18 protein-coding genes are annotated in these 19,855 nt (G+C 66.5%); 16 read left to right on the top strand and 2 right to left on the bottom strand.

What is annotated here, in order from left to right; genetic code table 11:
* The first annotated feature begins 26 nt into the window (after nucleotides 1–26).
* The 14 genes from AB4Y44_RS21370 to acs all read left to right on the top strand — a co-directional run bounded on the left by AB4Y44_RS21370 (nucleotide 27) and on the right by acs (nucleotide 15,467).
* Entirely contained in the window at nucleotides 27–596 is a 570-nt protein-coding gene (locus AB4Y44_RS21370; protein WP_368700851.1) for an outer membrane lipoprotein carrier protein LolA, read from the top strand.
* Nucleotides 596–3,139, top strand: a complete 2,544-nt coding sequence (locus AB4Y44_RS21365) for an MMPL family transporter (protein ID WP_368700814.1) — start codon at nucleotides 596–598, stop codon at nucleotides 3,137–3,139. Before AB4Y44_RS21370 ends, AB4Y44_RS21365 begins: the two co-directional genes overlap by 1 nt.
* Complete coding sequence (locus AB4Y44_RS21360) at nucleotides 3,136–3,996, top strand: polysaccharide deacetylase family protein (protein WP_368700813.1); 861 nt, start codon at nucleotides 3,136–3,138, stop codon at nucleotides 3,994–3,996. The genes AB4Y44_RS21365 and AB4Y44_RS21360 overlap by 4 nt, the downstream gene beginning before the upstream one ends.
* A gap of 30 nt (nucleotides 3,997–4,026) precedes the next feature.
* Entirely contained in the window at nucleotides 4,027–5,232 is a 1,206-nt protein-coding gene (locus AB4Y44_RS21355; RefSeq protein ID WP_342922981.1) for a beta-ketoacyl-[acyl-carrier-protein] synthase family protein, read from the top strand.
* Nucleotides 5,233–5,237: 5 nt separating this feature from the next.
* Nucleotides 5,238–6,065: a beta-ketoacyl synthase chain length factor gene (locus tag AB4Y44_RS21350; protein WP_368700812.1), complete on the top strand. Its 828-nt coding sequence runs from the start codon at nucleotides 5,238–5,240 to the stop codon at nucleotides 6,063–6,065.
* Nucleotides 6,066–6,100: 35 nt separating this feature from the next.
* A complete protein-coding gene (locus AB4Y44_RS21345) occupies nucleotides 6,101–6,580 on the top strand; it encodes a hotdog family protein (RefSeq protein ID WP_368700850.1) in 480 nt (159 codons plus the stop codon).
* Between the two features lie 22 nt (nucleotides 6,581–6,602).
* On the top strand, nucleotides 6,603–6,896 hold the full coding sequence (locus AB4Y44_RS21340) for a hypothetical protein (protein ID WP_028202427.1): 294 nt from the start codon (nucleotides 6,603–6,605) through the stop codon (nucleotides 6,894–6,896).
* Nucleotides 6,897–7,417: 521 nt separating this feature from the next.
* Entirely contained in the window at nucleotides 7,418–7,999 is a 582-nt protein-coding gene (locus AB4Y44_RS21335; protein ID WP_368700811.1) for a hypothetical protein, read from the top strand.
* Nucleotides 7,996–8,562 carry a transglycosylase SLT domain-containing protein gene (locus AB4Y44_RS21330; protein WP_368700810.1) on the top strand — a complete coding sequence of 189 codons (567 nt, stop codon included), beginning with the start codon at nucleotides 7,996–7,998 and terminating at the stop codon, nucleotides 8,560–8,562. The genes AB4Y44_RS21335 and AB4Y44_RS21330 overlap by 4 nt, the downstream gene beginning before the upstream one ends.
* Nucleotides 8,563–8,678: 116 nt before the next feature.
* Entirely contained in the window at nucleotides 8,679–9,158 is a 480-nt protein-coding gene (locus tag AB4Y44_RS21325; RefSeq protein WP_368700809.1) for a hypothetical protein, read from the top strand.
* A 430-nt stretch (nucleotides 9,159–9,588) separates the two neighbouring features.
* Entirely contained in the window at nucleotides 9,589–11,922 is a 2,334-nt protein-coding gene (locus tag AB4Y44_RS21320) for a putative bifunctional diguanylate cyclase/phosphodiesterase (RefSeq protein WP_368700808.1), read from the top strand.
* 126 nt (nucleotides 11,923–12,048) lie between these two features.
* Entirely contained in the window at nucleotides 12,049–13,014 is a 966-nt protein-coding gene (locus tag AB4Y44_RS21315) for a chemotaxis protein (RefSeq protein ID WP_342922977.1), read from the top strand.
* Between the two features lie 227 nt (nucleotides 13,015–13,241).
* The gene (locus AB4Y44_RS21310) at nucleotides 13,242–13,466 is read left to right on the top strand and encodes a GPR1/FUN34/YaaH family transporter (RefSeq protein WP_342922976.1); all 225 of its coding nucleotides are present in this window, start codon (nucleotides 13,242–13,244) and stop codon (nucleotides 13,464–13,466) included.
* Nucleotides 13,467–13,526: 60 nt separating this feature from the next.
* A complete protein-coding gene (gene acs, locus AB4Y44_RS21305; RefSeq protein ID WP_368700807.1) occupies nucleotides 13,527–15,467 on the top strand; it encodes an acetate--CoA ligase in 1,941 nt (646 codons plus the stop codon).
* Nucleotides 15,468–15,469: 2 nt separating this feature from the next.
* On the opposite strand, the gene AB4Y44_RS21300 is transcribed toward acs, so the two are convergent.
* Nucleotides 15,470–16,258 carry an aspartate/glutamate racemase family protein gene (locus AB4Y44_RS21300; RefSeq protein WP_368700806.1) on the bottom strand — a complete coding sequence of 263 codons (789 nt, stop codon included), beginning with the start codon at nucleotides 16,256–16,258 and terminating at the stop codon, nucleotides 15,470–15,472.
* Nucleotides 16,255–17,499: a D-amino acid dehydrogenase gene (locus AB4Y44_RS21295; RefSeq protein WP_368700805.1), complete on the bottom strand. Its 1,245-nt coding sequence runs from the start codon at nucleotides 17,497–17,499 to the stop codon at nucleotides 16,255–16,257. Before AB4Y44_RS21295 ends, AB4Y44_RS21300 begins: the two co-directional genes overlap by 4 nt.
* A 273-nt stretch (nucleotides 17,500–17,772) precedes the next feature.
* Between AB4Y44_RS21295 and AB4Y44_RS21290 the strand changes: the two genes are divergently transcribed.
* Nucleotides 17,773–18,939 (top strand): branched-chain amino acid ABC transporter substrate-binding protein, encoded by a 1,167-nt coding sequence (locus AB4Y44_RS21290; protein ID WP_342922972.1) that lies wholly within the window; start codon nucleotides 17,773–17,775, stop codon nucleotides 18,937–18,939.
* A gap of 16 nt (nucleotides 18,940–18,955) precedes the next feature.
* Complete coding sequence (locus AB4Y44_RS21285; protein WP_342922971.1) at nucleotides 18,956–19,855, top strand: branched-chain amino acid ABC transporter permease; 900 nt, start codon at nucleotides 18,956–18,958, stop codon at nucleotides 19,853–19,855.

Raw genomic sequence — 19,855 nt, 5'->3', positions numbered from 1 at the left:
GCGCCGCTTTCATCGCCGCGTCCATCATGACGGCGGCCGCGCCTGCCGCGCCGGCACAGGCTGCCGAAACCGCGCAGCCCGCCTGGACGCTCGACCGCCTGATGTCCACGCTCGCGCAGCACAAGTCCGGCCGCGCGAGCTTCACCGAAACGAAGTACCTCTCGATCGCCACGCAGCCCGTCGAGTCTTCGGGCGAACTCGTGTTCGTCGCGCCCGATCATCTGGAAAAGATCACGCAGAACCCCAAGCCCGAGCACCTCGTGGTGGACGGCGACATGCTGACCGTGCAGCGCGAGAACCACAAATACACGCTGGCGCTCGCGCGCTATCCCGAGCTGGGCGCGTTCATCGAGAGCATTCGTGCGACGCTCGCGGGCAATCGCTTCGCGTTGGAGCAGGTGTACAAGGTCGCGCTCACGGGTGAGGGCGACGACTGGACGCTCACGCTCACGCCGCTCGACTCGCGCATGCGCAAGGTGGTGAACACCATCACGATAGACGGCACGCGCGACGCGATGCGCAGCGTCGCGATCCAGCAGGCGGACGGCGATCATTCGGTGATGCGCCTGCACGCCCTTTCCGGGGACGCGAACTGATGGACCCGCGCGCCCATCCGGTCCTTGCGCGCGGCTTCGCGCTCGTGCAGCGCCGCGCCGTCGCGGTGTGGCTGCTGTGCCTCTTCGCGTGCGCGGTGGCGATCGGCCGCGCGAACTTCACCGCCGATCTCTCGGCGTTTCTGCCGCGCTCGCCGAGTCCCACGCAGCAAGTTCTCGTCGATCAACTGCGCGACGGCCTGGCGTCCCGGCTCATTCTGATCGGCATCGACGGCGGCTACGAGAGCACGCGCGCAGAGCTTTCGCGCCGCGTGGCGGCGAGCCTGCGCGCCGACCCGCAATTCGTGGCGATTCACAACGGCTCGGGCGAGAACGACGCGCGCGACGAGCGGTTCATGTTCGCGCACCGCTATGTGCTGAGTCCGGCGGTCACGCCACAACACTTCTCGGAACAGGGGTTGCACGAAGCGCTGGGCGAGAGCCTCGATCTGCTGACGTCATCGGCGGGCCTCGTTGCCAAGGACCTGCTGCCGCGCGACCCGACGGGCGAAGTGGCCGCGATGGTCGGCCAGCTCGACAGCGCGGCGCAGCCTGCGAGCCGCGGCGGCGTATGGGCCTCGCGCGACGGCCGGCGCGCCGTGCTGGTGGCGCAAACGGCGGCGGCCGGTTCCGACACCGACGCCCAGTCGCACGCCATCGACGCCGTGCGCGCCGCCTTTGCCGCCGCCACGCGCAGCTTGCCCAATGCTTCGGCCTACCAGGTGTCGCTGACGGGGCCCGGCGTGTTCGGGGTCGCCACGCGCGACGCCATTCGCCACGACGTGGAACGCCTCTCCACCCTGAGCCTCGTGCTGATCGTCGCGCTGCTGCTCACGCTGTACCGCTCGCCGCGCACGCTGGGGCTCGGGCTCTTGCCGGTGTTCTCGGGCGTGGCGGCGGGCATCGCCACGGTTTCGCTCGTGTTCGGCACGGTGCATGGCTTGACGCTCGGCTTCGGCACGACGCTGATGGGCGAGGCGGTGGACTACTCGATCTACCTGTTCGTGCAGTCGTCGCAGGGCGGTCCCCGCGGTGCGCCGCAGGGCCGCGAGTCGATGCGCGCCTGGCTCGCTGCTTACTGGCCGACCATCCGCCTTGGCGTGCTGACCTCGGTGTGCGGCTTCGCGACGATGCTGTTCTCGGGCTTCCCCGGCCTCGTGCAACTCGGGCTCTATTCGATCGCGGGCCTCGCGAGCGCCGCGCTCGTCACGCGCTTCGTGCTGCCGCAGCTGTGCGGCGGCGCAGTCGCGATTCGCGATGTGTCGCGCATCGGCGCGGCGCTCGCGCGTCTGGCGCACGCGGCGCCGCGCCTGCGCTGGCCGCTCGCGGCGCTCGTGCTCGCCGCGCTGGCGTCCCTCTGGCTGCATCGCGACGACCTCTGGAGCCACGAGCTTGCTTCCTTGAGTCCCGTGCCCGCCGCGAGCCAGGCGCTCGACACGCGCCTGCGCGCGGACGTGGGTGCGCCCGACGTGCGCTATCTCGTGGTGATTCCGGCTGCGAGCGAGCAGGCCGCGCTCGAAGGCGCGGAGAAGGTCGGCGCGCAGTTGCAGCCGCTCGTCGAGCGTGGCGTGCTGGGCGGCTTCGAGAGCCCCGCGCGCTATCTGCCGAGCGACGCCACCCAACGCGCGCGCCTCGCGAGCCTGCCCGCCAAGGACGTGCTCGCGGCGCGCCTGCAGGAGGCGATCAGGAACCAGCCGGTGGACGTGAGGCCCGACGCCTTCGCACCGTTCCTCGCCGACGTCGAGGCGGCGCGCAACGCGCCGCTCGTCACGCGTGCGGACCTCAAGGGCACGTCGATGGCGCTTGCCGTCGATGCGCTCCTGACCCAGCGCGACGGCCAATGGAGCGCCATGCTCGCCCTGCGCGCGCCGCGCAATGCACAGAGCGCACAGGCCGCAAATACGCCGAGCCTCAACGCCGGTTCCGTGAGCGACGCCGTTGCCCGTGCGGACGTGCCGGGCGCACTCTTCGTCGACCTGAAGGCCGAAGCCGACCGCATGTACGTGGACTACGTGCACGAAGACATTCGCCTCTCGCTCGCGGGTTTCGTCGTCATCGTCGTGCTGCTGGTGATCTCGCTGCGCTCGTTCTCGCGCGCGGCGCGGGCGCTCGCGCCGCTCGTCGCGGCGGTGCTGGTCGTGGCGGCGGGATTCGCGCTGGCGGGCGTATCGCTCACCATCCTGCACCTGGTCGGCATGCTGCTGATCGTGGCGGTGGGCTCGAACTATGCGTTGTTCTTCTGCAAGCGCGACGACGCAGCGGGCATCACGCCGCGCACGCTCGTCTCGCTGCTCGTCGCCAATCTCGCGACGGTGGCGGGCTTCGGCCTGCTCTCGCTGTCTCATGTGCCGCTGCTCGAAACGTTCGGGCTGACGGTCGGTCCGGGCGCGATGCTCGCGCTCGTGTTCGCGGCGATTCTCGCGCCGCCGGTCGTGCACAGCAGCGCCGAGGCGCACGTGAGCGCCGATACCCGCGACGAGCGGCGGCCCGCTCGCCCGCGCCCCGAACGCGCGCAGATGACCCACCCGCACGGAGGCCGCGCATGAACTCGGCTTCGTTGCCCACTACGCGCGTGAACACCGCTTCTGCCGCGGCGCGCCGCTGGAGGCCATCGCCGTTCATGAGCGGCGCGGCGGTGCTGCACGCGGGAGCGGCCGCCGCCGTGGTCGCGCAGCCGCACGCGTGGCCGTGGGCCGCGGGCAGCGTAATCGCGTCGCATCTCGCGCTGACCGCTGCGGGATTGTGGCCGCGCAGCGCGTTGCTCGGCCCGAACTGGACGCGCCTGCCCGAACACGCGGCGCGGCGCATCGCGCTCACCGTCGACGATGGTCCGGACCCCGAAGTGACGCCGCGCGTGCTCGACTTGCTGGATAGTTTCGATGCGCGCGCAACGTTCTTCTGCATCGGCGAGCTGGCGCGACGCCACCCGCATCTGGTCGAAGCGATCGTGGCGCGCGGCCATGCCGTCGAGAACCATAGCCAGCGCCATCGGCATACGTTTTCAGTCTCGGGGCCGCTCGTGATGAAGCGCGAGATCGCGGCGGCGCAGCGCACGCTCACCGAAATCGCGGGGACGCCGCCGCGCTTTTTCCGCGCACCGGCTGGTCTGCGCAATCCGTTCCTCGAGCCGGTGCTGTGCGGCCTCGGCCTGCACCTCGCGAGCTGGACCCGGCGCGGCTTCGACACCCGCGCGAAAGAGGCCGGCACGGTCACGCACCGATTGCTCGATGGCCTGGCTGCGCGCGACATCCTGCTCGTGCACGACGGCCACGCGGCGCGCGACGCAAGCGGCAAGCCGCTCGTGCTCGACGTGCTGCCGCCGCTCCTGCGCGCCGCCGCCGAACGCCAGCTGCAGTGGACCACACTGCGCGCGTGCCTCGACGGCGAAGCCGGTCAACCCTGATTCCACCGCTGCGCAAACGGAACGACTGACGTGAAGCCACTGATCCTTTCGCATTTCACCGCTACCAGCTGCCTCGGGCGCGGGCTCGACGCGACGCTCGACGCGCTGCGCGGCAAGCGCGGGGGCCTCGCGCGCTGCGACTTCGAACGCGCGGACCTCGATACGTGGATAGGCGAAGTGGCGGGCCTCGAGAGCGAGACGCTGCGCGCCGATCTCGCGGACTACGCGTGCCGCAACCACCGTCTCGCGCAAATCGGCTTCACGCAGGACGGTTTCGCCGAGCACATTCAGGCCGCCGTCGCGCGCTATGGCGCCGAGCGCGTGGGCGTGTTCGTCGGCACCAGCACCTCGGGCATTCTCGAAACTGAAAACGCCTACCGGCAGCGGGACCTGGAAAGCGGCGCGCTCAAGCCGGGCTTTCATTACGCGCAGACGCACAACCCGTTCGCGCTGGCCTCGTTCGTGCGCGCGTACTTCGGACTGCGTGGGCCGGCCACGTCGATTTCTTCGGCCTGTTCTTCGGGCGCGAAGGTGTTCGGCTCCGCGCGCCGCATGATCGAAGCGGGGCTGATCGACGCGGCCGTGGTGGGCGGCGTCGATTCGCTGTGCCTGACGACGTTGTACGGTTTCAACTCGCTCGAACTGCTGTCGCGCGATCCGTGCCGCCCGTTCGACGTGAACCGCAATGGCATTTCGATCGGCGAGGCCGCGGCGTTCGCCTTCCTCGAGCGCACGCCGGACACGCTGGACGACGACGCGATCCTGCTGCTCGGCGTGGGCGAGTCGAGCGACGCGCATCACATGTCGTCGCCGCATCCCGACGGGCTCGGTGCGCGCGCCGCGATGGCGCAGGCGCTTTCCACCGCGGGCGTGGCCCCAGGCGAAATCGGCTACATCAATCTGCATGGCACGGCCACGCCGAGCAACGACGTCGCCGAAAGCCGCGCGATCAACGCGCTGTTCGAGCGCACGCCATGCAGTTCGACCAAGGGCGCGACGGGGCATACGCTCGGCGCGGCGGGCGCGCTCGAGGCCGTGATCGCGGCGCTCGCGCTGCGCCATCGCTTCGTGCCCGCCGGCGTCAACACCACGCAGCCCGACGCCGCGCTCGGCCTCGACTATGTGCTGGAAAGCCGCGAGGCGCAAGTCGGCGCCGCGCTCAGCAATTCATTCGGGTTTGGCGGCACGAACTGCAGCCTCCTGTTTGGCCGCGCGGACCGCGCACATCACGGATGACCGCCATGAGACTTTCCGCATTCATCGAAAGCGTCGGCGTGATCGGCCCGGGTCTCGCCAACTGGCCGCAGACGGCCGACGTGCTCGCCGCGCGCACGCCCTACGCGAGCGCACGAACGGTGCTGCCGCCGCCGGAAGGGCTGCCGGCGGCAGAGCGCCGCCGCACCGGGGCCGTCGTCAAGACCGCGCTCGCCGTGGGCCACGAAGCCGTCGCGGCGAGCGGCCGCGACGCGACGACGCTCGCCGCCGTGTTCGCGGCCTCGGGTGGAGATGGTCAGAACTGCCACATAATCTGCGACGCGCTGGCCGGCGACGACCGCCTGCTTTCGCCCACGCGATTTCACAACTCGGTGCACAACGCGCCCGCGGGCTACTGGAGCATCGCGACGCGCGACCGGGCCGCATCGAACGTGCTGTGTGCGCACGACGGCAGCTTCGCGGCGGGGCTGCTCGAAAGCGCGTGCCAGGTGGCCGTGGATGGCGTGCCCACCTTGCTGATCGCCTACGACGCCGACTATCCCGAGCCGCTGCACGCATTGCGGCCCGTGGCCGATGCATTCGGCGTGGCGCTCGTGCTCGCGCCGCAGGCGAGCGCGACGACGCTTGCGCGCTTGGACATGACGCTCACCGAAGCGCTGGCGACGCCGCTCGCCTCGCCCGAACTCGAGGCGCTGCGCACGAACAATCCCGCCGCGCGCGTGCTGCCGCTGCTCGAAGCGCTCGCGCGCATGGACACATGCGGCCGGCCTGCGAGCGTGGTCATCGACTACATGCCCGAACTGCGCGTGCAAATCGACGTCTCGCCCCTGGACGCCTCTGGAGAGGGGGCATGACGACGCAAGCCACCCTGCCGGCTACGCTCGCGGACGTGATCGCTAACGCCGCGCCGGGCGCGCCGCTCGACCGCGCATGGATCGCGGCGCGCATCCCGCACAGCGGCGCGATGTGCCTGCTCGACGCGGTGCAGGCGTGGGACGAAACGCGCATCCGCTGCGTGGCGACCAGCCATCGCGATCCGCACAACCCGCTACGCTCGCGCGGGCGCCTCGCGGCGGTGTGCGGCGTGGAGTACGCGGCGCAGGCCATGGCAGTGCATGGCGCGTTGCTCGGCGCACTGGATGGCGCAACTGCGGGCCGCCCGCGCGTGGGTTTTCTGGCGAGCGTGCGCAGCGTGGTGGCGCATGTCGAGCGCCTCGACACGCTCGCCTCGCCGCTCGCGATCGAAGCCGAGCGCGTGAGCGGCAGCGGCAATACGATACTCTATGGCTTTACGGTGCGCGGCGCGGGCCGCGTGCTGCTTACGGGACGCGCGGCGGTCATGCTCGACGCGTCCGCAGTCATTCGATGACAATAGAAAAGGGAGCCCGATGATGAAATCCAAACGGTTCATACTTGCCGCGCTCGTGCTGGGCATGGCCAGCACGATGGCGCACGCCGACCTTCACGAAGTGAAGGAGAACATCAAGCACGACTCGAAGGAAGCGGCCACGAAAACCGGCCACGCCGCACGCGACTTCGGCCACGCCACCGCGCACGCGGCGAAGACGGTGGGCCACGGCATCGCGCATGCGTCGCGCGAAGGTTACGAGGCCACCAAGCGCGCGACCAAGCGCGTGTTCCATAAGGACGGCAGCGGCGAAAGCAGCGAAAAGAGCCAGGCGTAAGCCTTACCTTCGCCGGGCGTCGGCGTTGGTCGGCGCCCGTGTTCCTGCAATGCAGTACGGCGGCATCGTTTCCTGTACGGTGTCGCTCGCAAGTGCTTCGGGTATCGAAGTCCCATAGCGTTTGTGAACAGAAAGGCCGCTCATTGATGGGCGGCCTTTTCTTTTTGGTGCTTGTGGCCCGTTCCTTCGCGATTGAGCACACCTTACGCCCGGTCGGACTTGCCGAGCTGTCTTATTCAACGACCACAAGTTAGATGGCTTCTCAATTGATCTGGGCAAATTTAGGCATTCCAATTTGGTTGCGTTATTGGTCACGATTTGGCGAACGTCAAATCAATGTTGCGCGATGATGCGTATTGAATCGTTGCGTCCCCATGAAAGTATTTTTTCGGATGAATCCCATATCCCGCTAGTGGCTCCAGCCTGAACCTAGCTTGAGCGGGCATGCATGTTCCCCCGTTTAGCTCGCCGGTCGTATCGCGGCGCCGGTCGTTTTCACTCAGTTCATTAGGCGAGGCTGTATGGAGCGCTCATTTCTAGGGATTGGCGACAAGGCCGATAACGGCGCGTTCGTTACGGAAGGGCTGGATTCAATTAGCTGTTCCAATCCGCCGCCGTGCGTGCAGATTTCAACGATCGGCATGCGGACATATTGTCCCGTTTGCGAGCAGGAAGGCCGCATTGCTCCGCGCGGTCCGCGCTGGCCCGGCAACGGGCCAAACGGCAGTCAATGGGCGTTGAGCGGCGATATCAACCTTTGCGGTTGTAGTCCGCCGCCCGTGTTCCGCGCCGAGCGCAACATGACGATGGGTTTCACGTCAGAGGAAGCAGCCGCGCTAATGGGGCAACGCACGAAAACCACGACATCGAGCGCGCGAGTCGATGCCTTCGACCAGCACTTCCGTTTGACTGATGAACGAACCGGAAAGCCTCTAAAGGGGGTTTCGTATCGGATCGTCACACCAGACGGCGACGAACACGAAGGCATAACGGATGCGCGTGGCCATACGCTGCGCGTGTCGAGCGATCGGGATGCGTCGGCAACCTTGCACGTTCTTGAAGAGTACACCCCGATCAATCCAGAGTGGGACAAATTCCTATGAGCGCCGCAAAAAAGGTAATCAAGAGGCAGACGGCAAGACTTACGCCGAAGTCCGACACGACGCCCGTAACGGTAATGGTTGACGATTCGGCGCGCTTGCGCGAAATTCGGAAACTTGTACAGACTAACAACAGATCAACGCTCGATGAGAATCTGGTCATCTGCCAAATCTATATGGAATCGCGTTTCGATTCTACTGCAGCCCCAAGCGGCAGCACCGCAAGAGGACTAATGCAAATCACAAGAGGCGCTGTTCAACAGGTCTACAAATATCGCGCGCAGAAAGGCTTGGGCCATATGCCGAGCGACGCGCAGACACATCAATTGTTCGCCGAAGCTGCGGCGGTGCATGCCTCCTCTCAGCTTACCGATGATGCAACGAACATTGGGCTAGGAACCGAGTACATGCAATATTGGATAGACAAGGCACGTTCGGTCGATGGCGCTTACAAACTCTATCGCGGTCTATCTAACGGAATTTACTATCTAAAGATCAAGGCGTGTGCGGACGAGTTGAGCGCTGATCCTGATTCAATGCAACCATTGCGCGATATGGTGAAATGAAGACAAGCGTATTTATACCGGTCATGTGCATTGGCGTTTTCTCCGCTTCGCAGTCCGCTATTGGAATAGAACCGGTCGCGCGTTGCACACTTGGAAGCGACGGACGTCATACGCTTATGTTGCTTCGCGACCATCCCATAGAAGGCACGGCGGTTTACTATCTCAGCAAAGACGGAGCCTCGCCCGTGAGGCTCTATCCAGGGGATGAGGGTCAATCGCGGGGCGACGAAATACAAGCAGTTTGCGTAGGAGAGAGGGAGCGCGCATTCGTTTTATCTGGCGAATTCACTTCGAACTTCCTGCAGGGTGTCGCCGTTCGCTACAACGCCAGGGCGAAGCGATGGGAACGTATCGACTTCGCAGAGCGAACCCGCCCGGCAAGCGTCTATTTCGACGCTAAGGGGTTATCCGTCCTGTTGCCGAACACCAGTCGCAACGAGTCGCCCGAGCGATACATTATTTACCGATACGACGCTAGCACGGGAAATGCCGAACAGACCTATTCGGATCGTGTTCCAAAGCTACGCGCGACACGTATTCCAGAATACAAACTGAAAACTGGTCGAATAGCGCGCCCTGATGATGTGCGTCGTTGATTCGATCGAAAGGGCTTTCGAAATACGCGGGGTTTGTACCAGCGCATCGCGGCCGGAGAAATGCGGTTGTACGGGAAGTGCGTCCGCGTTGTTGCACGTTCCCGCGCCGACCGAAACGGGCGCGCTTACATCTGCGGCTCTTGAACAAGCTCGTGAATCGAGCCAGGCACGGCGCGCATTTGGCCAGGACGAGCCGAACTCCCTCGGTGTTTACCCTCACGCCCACCCACGCGCCGCGCATCCCCGTCCACCCGGCGCGCCTTTCCCCGCCCCAACGCTTCAAGAATCGCGCCGCCCCTGCCGTTAACGCAGGGGCGGCGCAATCGCTCGCCTGTCAGCGAGCGGTTTGCCGCGCACCACACTAAAGATCGAGCCGGCCGCGGGCGCTACCTGCACCACACGCACCGCGGCAACAAGAGGGGAAGAAGGTATGGTCTATTCCCAAGCGGCGGGAGCGTTCGGCGCAGCGGGATCACGGGGCGGTCAGTCGGAGGTGTCGAAGGAATCGGACGAGGCAACCAGCGGGGCCGCGAACGGAACAGATGCGGCGCTCGCACAGGAGCGCAGCGTATTGCGGCTGGTGTCGCGCAGCATGCCGCTGCCGGAACTGCTGGCGGAAGTCTGCTGCCGCGCGGGGCGGCTGCTGGGCGCGGGCGCGAACTGCGCGGTCCTGCAACTCGATGCCGACGGCCAGCGCCTGCGCATCGGCAGCGCGCCGTCCTTGCCGGCGCAGTATCACGCCGCGTTCGACGGCACGCCGGTCGGTTCCGGCACGAGCCCGTCCGGCACAGCGATCGCCGAGCGGCGCACGATATGCGTGGAGGACTACGAACTCGCGCACGAGTGGGGAGATTACCGCCGCATCGCGCTCGACAGCGGCCTGCGCGCGGTCTGGACCATGCCCCTCGACGACGGCAACGGCGGCGTGCTGGGCGCGCTCGCCGTGTACCAGAGCCGGCCCTGGCGGCCTGGCGCGGCCGAGGAGGCGCTGCTGTGCGACATCGCCCGCAGCGTCGCGGCCATGCTCAACCAGCAGACCATTGCCGAGCGTCTTGCGCTCAGCGAAGAGCACCATCGCCTCGTGGTGGACCACCTCAACGAAGGCATCGTAATGCAGGCCCGCGACGATACCGTGCTCGCCTGCAACCGCAGCGCGCGGCGCCTCCTGCGCCTGCCCGAGGACGCCATCGGCCAGAGCATCATGCAGGTGATTCCGCGCGTGCTCGACGAAAGCGGCAAGCCTCTGCCCACCTCGAAGCGCCCGAGCATGAAAGCCCTCGAAACGGGCGAGCCGGTGCTCGGCGAGACGGTCGGCCTCGAGCTTGCGGACGGCGAGATCGTCTGGGTGAGCGAGAACGTGCTGCCGATCTTCCGGCCCGGGGAAAGCGAACCGGTCTCCGTGGTGGTCTCGTTTACGGATATCGGACCCGTGCGCGAGGCGCAGCAGCAATTGCGCTATCTCGCCACGCGCGACGCGCTCACAGGCCTTTACAACCGCACCTTCCTCGCCGAGCGCATGCACGCGATGCTGGAGCGCGCCACGTGTTCGGCGAAGCCGGCGCTGCTCTTCGTCGATCTCGACGGGTTCAAGAAGGTCAACGACACGGGCGGCCACGAAGCCGGCGACTCGCTGCTGCTCGACGTGGGGCGGCGCCTCACCGGCTGCGTAAGCGAGGCGGACACGCTCGCGCGCGTGGGCGGCGACGAGTTCGTGATCGCGGTGTGCTGCTACAAAAGCGTGGACGAACTCGTCGCGCTCGCGCAGCGCGTGCTCGGCGCGCTTGCCGCGCCGTTCGCGGTGGCGGGCAACGAGTACTACCTGGGCGCCTCGATCGGCATCAGCCTCTATCCCGACGATGGCCGCAGCGCCGCCGCGCTCATGCGCAACGCCGACTCGGCCATGTACGCGGCCAAGCAGCGCGGCACCAACCAGTTCCAGTTCTTCACGACCGAGTTGCGCCAGCGCCTGCAGCGCCGCTTGCAGATCGAGCGGGGGCTGCGCCGCGCGCTCGCTTCGGGCGAACTGCGCCTCGTCTATCAGCCGATCGTGGATGGCGAAAGCGGCCGCATGATCGGCGCCGAGGCGCTGCTGCGCTGGGAGAGCGAGGAGCTCGGCCAGGTCTCGCCGGTGGAGTTCATCCCCGTGGCCGAGGACACCGACATGATCATCCCGATCGGCCAGTGGGTGCTCGAGCACGCGTGCCGCCAGGCCGCGCAGTGGCGGCGCCTCTTGGCGCCCGACTTCGTCATGGCGGTCAACTTCTCGCCGCGCCAGATCGCGGACGGGCTGGTCGAACAGGTGGAGGGGTGCCTCGCGCGCACGGGCCTCGCGCCCGACGCGCTCGAAGTGGAGATCACCGAAGGCATTCTGATGAGCGACAGCCAGAGCGTGCTGCCTCTCCTGCACGCGCTGAACGCGATTGGCGTGCGCATTTCAGTGGACGACTTCGGCACCGGCTACTCGTCGCTTTCGTATCTGAAGCGCTTTCCGCTGCACCACCTGAAAGTCGATCGCACGTTCGTGGCGGGCCTGCCCGACAACCGCGACTCCGTGGCGATCACCTCGGCCGTCGTGGCGATGGCGCATTCGCTCGGCATGCGCGTGACCGCCGAAGGCGTGGAAACGCCCGAGCAGGCGTCGTTTCTGCGCTCGCTGCACTGCGAGCGGCAGCAGGGCTACCTGTTCGGCAGGCCGGTGAGCGCGCAGGTCTGCGCGGCGCTGCTGCGCGAGCATGCCGCCGACCGCGTGCGCGAGGGCGTGTGAGCGCGTCCTGATCCGGCACGGTCGTGCGGGAGCGGCAGGCTCAAGATTTCCCGCGCCAGGCCGTAGACGTTGGCAGGGAGCGGATGCCGGACGCATCGCGCCACACGTAAAGGACACGAGAGAATCATGGATAGCGGCTTCGCAATCGACGAACGAACCCGCCTGACGAGCACGAACCAGTTCGAGCTGCTGCTTTTCCGTCTCGGCGCGGCGCCGGGCAGCGAGGTTGGCGAAGTCTTCGGCATCAACGTTTTCAAGGTACGGGAAATCCTGAGCATGCCGGCGATCACGCCGATCGCGGCGTCGTCTCCCTACGTGCTGGGCGCGGCGAACATCCGCGGCCAGGTAATGCCCGTGATCGACCTGCCGCGGCTCATGGGCTGCGAGCCGGCCACGGGCCTGAAAATCCTGCTCGTGACCGAATTCGCGCGCTCTACCCAGGGCTTCGCGCTCGAAAGCGTGGACGAGATCGTGCGGCTCGAATGGAGCCAGGTGCTGACCGCCGACGTCACGATGGGCAACCGCGTGACGAGTATCGCGCGGCTCGAGAACGACCCCGAGAGCAAGAAGCTCGTGCAGGTGGTGGACGTGGAGCAGGTGCTGCGCGACGTGTTCCCGGCGCAGCACGGCGCGGTCGTGCCGGAAGACGTGGGCGAGCCCGCGATGATTCCGCCGGGCGCAAAGGTGCTGGCTGCCGACGACTCGGGTTTCGCGCGCGAGCTGATCGGCCAGAGCCTCAAGGCGCTCGGCGTGGAATATACGATGGCGAAGACGGGCCTCGAAGCGTGGAAACAGCTCGACGCGATTGCGACGAGCGCGGAACGCGACGGCGTGCGCGCGAAGGATCGCATCGCGCTCGTGCTGACCGACCTCGAAATGCCGGAAATGGATGGCTTCACGCTGACGCGCAAGATCAAGGCGGACCCGCGCACCGTGGATATTCCCGTGGTGATTCATTCATCGCTCACGGGCACCGCGAATGAAGCGCACGTGAAGAACGCAGGCGCGAGCGGCTATGTGGCGAAATTCGCCGCTGGCGACCTCGCGGGTGCGATTCGCAGCGCGCTCGCCGGCAAGCCGATTTACGCCTGATTTCATCAGCTTATGTTCGCGCCGGTGCGCAATGTGCCGGCGCGTCTTCCAGCCCGATTCCTCATACCTGTGGCTGCCAGGCATGCCCTATGCGCGCTATCGAGCGCCATATTGTCGGCATAAATATCACGTTGTGACATGTTGCCTATAATGACCTGGCGGCTGCACTTATTTTGCGCGCTTGTGGTCATGTCGATGGCCGACTGTCTGCGCGAGGAGGAGGGATCGTGGGTGGCAATCTTTCCAACCCGGCACCGCCAGGCCTTGCCGGATTTGCATTCACCACGTGGATGCTAGGCATGATCAACGCGGGCTGGTACAGCGCCGATTCGATGGGCCTCGTGCTCGCGCTTGCGTTCTACGCCTCCGCGGCCATGGTGATCAACGAGAGTTTTGGGCGTATCGTGCTGCCCACGCATCCTTACGTCGCGCCGCAGCCGCGTGCGGCTTGAGCGTTCCCGACGCCGCCGCGCCGTTGAGGCGCGGCGGCGCCTCATCCCGAGGAGTGAATCATGGATGAGCATCGGGTCTTTCCGCCGCCCGCGGAATGGACCGCAAAAGCATGGGTCGATCAGGCCGGATACGAAGCGATGTACCGCCGCTCGACCGAGGACCCCGAAGCATTCTGGGGCGAGCAGGGCAAACGGCTCGACTGGATCAAGCCCTATACCCAGGTGAAAGACGTGTCGTTCGCGAGCCGCGATCTGCACATCCGCTGGTTCTACGACGGCACGCTGAACGCCAGCAGCAATTGCCTCGACCGGCATCTGGCGACGCGCGGCGATCGTCCCGCCATCATCTGGGAAGGCGACGATCCCAAGGTGAGTCGCACGCTCACGTATCGCGAGCTGCATGCACAGGTCTGCAAATTCGCCAACGCGTTGAAGTCGCTGGGCGTAAAGCGCGGCGAGCGCGTGACCATCTACATGCCGATGATTCCCGAGGCCGCCGTGGCCATGCTCGCCTGCGCGCGCATCGGTGCGATCCATTCGGTCGTGTTCGGCGGCTTCTCGCCCGAGGCGCTCGCCAACCGCATTCAGGACTGCGCCTCGACCATCCTCATCACCGCGGACGAAGGCGTGCGCGGCGGCCGCACGATCGCGATGAAGGCCAGCGCCGACGACGCCATGGCGAAATGTCCCGACGTGACGACGTGCGTGGTGGTGCGGCGCACCGGCGGCAAGGTCGACTGGCGCGAAGGGCGCGACCACTGGTATCACGATCTGATCGATCGGAGTCCTGCGGATTGTCCACCGGAAGCAATGAACGCGGAGGATGCGCTCTACATCCTCTATACCTCCGGATCGACGGGCAAGCCCAAGGGCGTCGTGCATACCACGGGCGGCTATCTGACTTACGTGTCGCTCACGCATCAGTACGTGTTCGACTATCACGACGGCGACATCTACTGGTGCACGGCGGACGTCGGCTGGGTGACGGGGCACAGCTATATCGTGTACGGGCCGCTCGCCAACGGCGCGACCACGCTCATGTTCGAAGGCGTGCCGAACTATCCGGACAGCTCGCGCTTCTGGCAGGTCTGCGACAAGCACAACGTGCAGATCATCTACACGGCGCCTACCGCGATCCGCGCGCTCGTGCGCGATGGGGAAGGACCGGTCAAGCGCACGTCACGCAAGTCGCTGCGACTGCTCGGCACGGTGGGCGAGCCGATCAACCCGGCGGCGTGGCTCTGGTATTACGAGGTGGTGGGCGACAAGCGCTGCCCGGTGGTCGACACATGGTGGCAAACCGAAACGGGCGGCATCATGCTCACGCCGCTGCCCGGCGCGACCACGCTCAAACCCGGTTCGGCCACGCGGCCGTTCTTCGGCATCCGTCCGGCCATCGTCGATGAAAAGGGCGCCGTGCTCGAAGGCGCGGCGGCGGGCAGCCTTTGCATGCTCGACTCGTGGCCGGGGCAGATGCGCTACGTCTATGGCGACGCGGACCGCATGCGCCAGGTCTACTTCAGCCAGTTCGAAGGCAAGTACTACACGGGCGACGGCTGCTATCGCGACGCCGACGGCGACTACTGGATCACGGGCCGCATCGACGACGTGGTGAACGTCTCCGGCCACCGGCTCGGCACGGCCGAGGTGGAGAGCGCGCTGGTCTCGCATGCCGACGTGGCCGAGGCGGCCGTGGTGGGCTTCCCGCATTCGCTCAAGGGGCAGGGCATCTATGCCTATGTGACGCTCAAGGCGGGCGTGGAGCCCAACGAAACGCTGCGTGCCGATCTGGTCGCGCTGGTGCGCAAGGAGATCGGGCCGATTGCCAGCCCGGACTGCATCCAGTGGGCGCCGGTGCTGCCGAAGACGCGCTCGGGCAAGATCATGCGCCGCATTCTGCGCAAGATCGCCGATGGCGATTACGACAATCTCGGGGACGTTTCAACGCTTGCCGACCCGCGGGTCGTGAAGGAGTTGATCGAGCATCGCGTTGCGCATTGAAGTCACTGGCGCGTGAACAGGCGCCCCAGTTGCGGCTCGCTATCCTGCACCCCCGCGAGCCGCAGCGCGTGCCACGCCATCGCATAGTTGCTCGACAGCACGGGCTTGCCGGTCTGCGCTTCGATCTGCGGCACGAGCGCGGCCACGCGCAGGCTCGTGCACGACACGAACACCGCATCGGCATCGTCGTGGCGCGCCAGCGTTTCTATCGCACTGCGAATCGAACTCGCATCGATGCGCGCCACCTCGTTGTCGTCCGCGTGCTCGAACGAAGCCATGCGTGTGACGGCCACGCCGCGCGCCTCGATGTAGTCGCGCATGAAGTCGTTGATGGTGCGCACGTAGGGCGTCAGCAGCGCCACGCGGCGTACCTCGAGCGCCATTAGTGCGGCGAGCGCGGCCGTGATCGGCGTGGTGCAGGCAATCTCGGGCCGCGCCTCGCGGATGCGCGCCGCGACCTTGTCTTCGCCTATCACCATCGAAGCCGACGTGCAGCCGAACGCCACCACGTCGAGGCGCTCGCCGGGCAGCATGAGGCTCACGGCGGGGGCGATGCGCGCCTCGATTTCCGCGAGGCGAGGCGGCGTGATGTCCGGTGAATTCTCGAGCCGGCTCTCGTAGAACGCCACGCCCGGCTGTCGCAACAGATCGCGCCATTCGTATTCGATCGTGTGATCGGTGGCCAGCACGACGAGGCCGATCGCGGCGCGGCGGGCAATGCCGCCGTCGAGCGAGAAGTCGAGTTTCGTGTAGGCATCCTCGTGATCTTGCGGCGGTGCGGTATTGGTCATCTCAGCGTCAATCCCGTCATGTCGAGTTCGGGCTCGCGCCCGGCCATGATGTCGGCGAGCAGTTTTGCGGTGCCGCACGACATGGTCCAGCCCATGTGTCCGTGACCCGTGTTCAGAAAGAGGTTGCGATGGCGCGTGCGGCCGATCAGCGGCGTGCCTTCGGGCGTCATCGGCCGCAGCCCGGCCCAGTACGCCGGCTGCGTGTAATCGGCGCCCTGGGGAAAGAGTTCGCGCGCCGCCTGCATCATGGAAGTGAAATCGGCGGGCGTGTGGCGCGTGTCGTAGCCCGCGAAATCCGCAGTCGCCGTGAAGCGCAGGCGCGCGCCAAAACGCGCCCATGCCACGAGGTGATTCTCGTCCACGCCACCCATCTCGGGCGGTCGATGCCCGGGCCCGCAGGGGAACGTGGCCGAATAGCCCTTCACAGGATAGACCGCGATGCGGTAGCCGAGCGGCCGCGCGAGGATCGGCGACCAGGAGCCGAGCGCGAGCACGTAGTCGTCGCCCTGAATTACGCCGGCGCTCGTGCGCACGCCGGCAATGCGGTCGCCAGCGGCTTCGATGGCCTCGATCGGGGCGTCGAACACGAAGCGCACGCCCATACGTTCGCAAACCTCCTTGAGCCCGCGCGTGAAGCGGTGCGCGTCGCCGCTTGCGTCGCTGGGGCAGTAGATCGCGCCCGCAATGCGTTCGCGCGCGTGGGCGAGCGCGGGCTCGCGTACCGCGACCGCGGCGGCGTCGAGCGTTTCGAGCGGCAGTCCGTTTTCCACGAGGATCGACATGTGGGCGCGGCCGCGCTCGAACGAGGCGGCGTCGCGATAGAGATAGAGCAGGCCGCGGCTGATGAGGTCGTACTCGAGCTGCTCGCGCGCCGTGACCTCCTGCAGTTGATGCTGCGAATAACGGCACAGCCGCACCTTGCGCGAGGTGTTTTCGCGCGAGCGCGCCTCGGTGCAGTTGAGCAGGAATTGCGCGCACCAGGCCCACATATGCGGATCGGCCTTCAGGCGCAGGCGCAACGCCTGGCCCTCGACGAACAGCGATTTGAGCAGGATTTTCGGCGCGCGGGGCGAGGCCCACGTGTACGAGTGGCCCGGGGCGACGAGCCCCGCGTTGGCGAAACTGGTTTCGAGCGCAACGCCTGCGCGTCGCTCGATCACGGTGACGTCGCGGCCGTCGCGCGCGAGGTAATACGCGCTCGTGACGCCCGCGATGCCGCCGCCCAGTACGATGGTCTTCATTCGCGCCCCTCCGTGCGTGTATACAAAGTACCTTCACGCTGCCGCGAGCGCACGCAATTTGTATACGCGCATACCCTATGGCAGCTAAACGGTTGCATGCATCTATCATGGATAAGTCGTTATGCGCCGGTACCCATGCAAGCCGCGCGCCATGAGCGCGCGAGACCTGCAGGGCATCGCACCGGACGAATTATTTCGTTTCGCTAACTGACCGCGCGGGCTCGCCTGCGTTGCGGCATCGCCCGGTCGGGTCCACGCTCAGGAGCCGCTCATATGAATCCTCAGAACAATGGCGCGCTGCACGCAACTCTCGCGCTCACGCTCTTTTCGCTCGCCGCGCTGGCGCCTGGACTCGCCCAGGCGCAGACCATCAAGATCGGCGTGCCGGTGCCGCTTTCGGGCAGCAGCGCCGCAGCAGGCACGGATATCCTGAACGGCGCGAAGCTCGCGGCCGCGAAGATCAACGCGGCGGGTGGCGTGCTCGGCAAGCAGATCGAACTCGTACCCGAAGACGACGCGTGCGACGCACAAACGGCGGTTCAGGCCGCGCAGAAACTCGTGGACGCGGGCGTGGTTGCCGTGGCGGGCGGCTACTGCTCGAGCGCGGCACTGCCCGAGTTGACCGCCTTCCACCGCGCCGGCATTCCCTACGTGCTCGATGCCTCGACCAATCCGAAGCTCACGGAAATGGGCTACGACAACGTGTTCCGCACGATTGGCCGTGACGACGAGCAAGGGCCGTTCGCGGCCAGCTTCATGAAGAATTCGCTGCACGTGAAGCGCGCGGCGGTGATCGACGACAACACGACCTATGCCAAGGGTCTCGCGCAGAACACCGTGGAGTCGCTCAAGAAGATGGGCGTGGACGTCGTCTACGCCGACTCGATCACGCCGGGCCAGATGGACTATTCGCCGACGCTCACCAAGGTTTCCTCGCTCAAGCCGGACGTGATCTACTACACGGGTTATTTCTCCGAAGCGGGTCTGCTCGTGAAGGAAGCGCGCCAGGTGGGCCTCAAGATGACCTTCATGGGCGGCGACGGCACCAATGACCCCACGCTCATGAAGACGGCAGGGCCGGCCGCCGACGGCATGATCATCACGACGGCACCGCTCGCGCAGTTCCTGCCAGGCGCGCACGACTACCTCGATCAGTACACCAAGACCTATGGACAGGGGCCGGGGCCTTACTCGGTGTACGAGTACGACGCCGTGGGCGTGACCGCCAAGGCCATCGCCGACGGCAAGTCGGCCAAGCCCGCCGACATCAGCGCCGCGCTGCACAAGATCACCAACTACCAGGGCGCCACGGGGACGATCGGCTTCAATCCGAAGGGCGACCGCAGCCGCGCCGTGTACATCACGGTCGTCGTGCATAACGATCAGTTCGAGCCTTACCAGCGCCAGGATGCCAACGGCAAGTGGGTGGCAATGAAGTAAGCGCCCCGGGCCGCTCATGAGCACCTTTTTCCAGTTCGTCATCGAGGGGCTGACGATCGGCTCGTTCTACGCGCTCGTCGCCCTCGGCTACACGATGGTCTACGGCATCATCCGGCTCATCAACTTCGCACACGGGGATCTCTTCATGGTGGGCGCGTTCGTGGGCTGGACCGCGCTCGCAGTGCTCGCGGCCGCTCGCCTGCCGCTCGCCCTCGCGCTGTTCGTGGCCTTCGCGGCGGCCATGCTCGCGACCGGCGTGCTCGGCGTGGCGATCGCGCGCGTGGCCTATCAGCCGTTGCTGCGCGCGCCGCGCCTGTCCATTCTAATTACGGCGCTGGCCGTTTCGCTGCTGCTGGAGAACGGCGTGCTGATCGCCTATGGCGCGGGCTTTCGCACCTACCCGCACCTGCTCACGCATACCGGCTTCGACGTTGCGCAAGTGCACATCACGTTTGCGCAGATCGGCATTATCGCGGCCAGCTTCGCGCTGATGATCGCGCTGTATTTGTTCGTACACCATACGTTCGTCGGCACGGCGATGCGCGCACTCGCCATCGACCAGGATGCGGCGCGGCTCATGGGCATCGACGTCGAGCGGCTCATCCAGCTCACGTTTTTCATCGGCTCGGCGCTCGCCGCGGTCGCCGGCGTGATGGAAGGGCTCTTCTACACGCAGATCAACTTCTTCATGGGCTTCGTGCTCGGGCTGCGCGCGTTCACGGCGGCCGTGCTCGGCGGCATCGGCAATATTCCGGGGGCGATGGTCGGCGGCTTCCTGATCGGTTTGCTGGAGGCGTTCGGCGCAGGGTATGTGTCCTCCCAATGGACCGACGTGTTCGTGTTCGGTGTGCTGATCGCCGTGCTCGTGGTGAAGCCCACCGGGCTGTTCGGCGAACGCGTGGTCGAGAGGATGTGA

Origin of the sequence: Paraburkholderia sp. BR10937 (genome assembly GCF_040965695.1) — a bacterium.
Taxonomy (GTDB): domain Bacteria; phylum Pseudomonadota; class Gammaproteobacteria; order Burkholderiales; family Burkholderiaceae; genus Paraburkholderia.
This window is presented reverse-complemented; position numbering and strand designations above follow the sequence as displayed.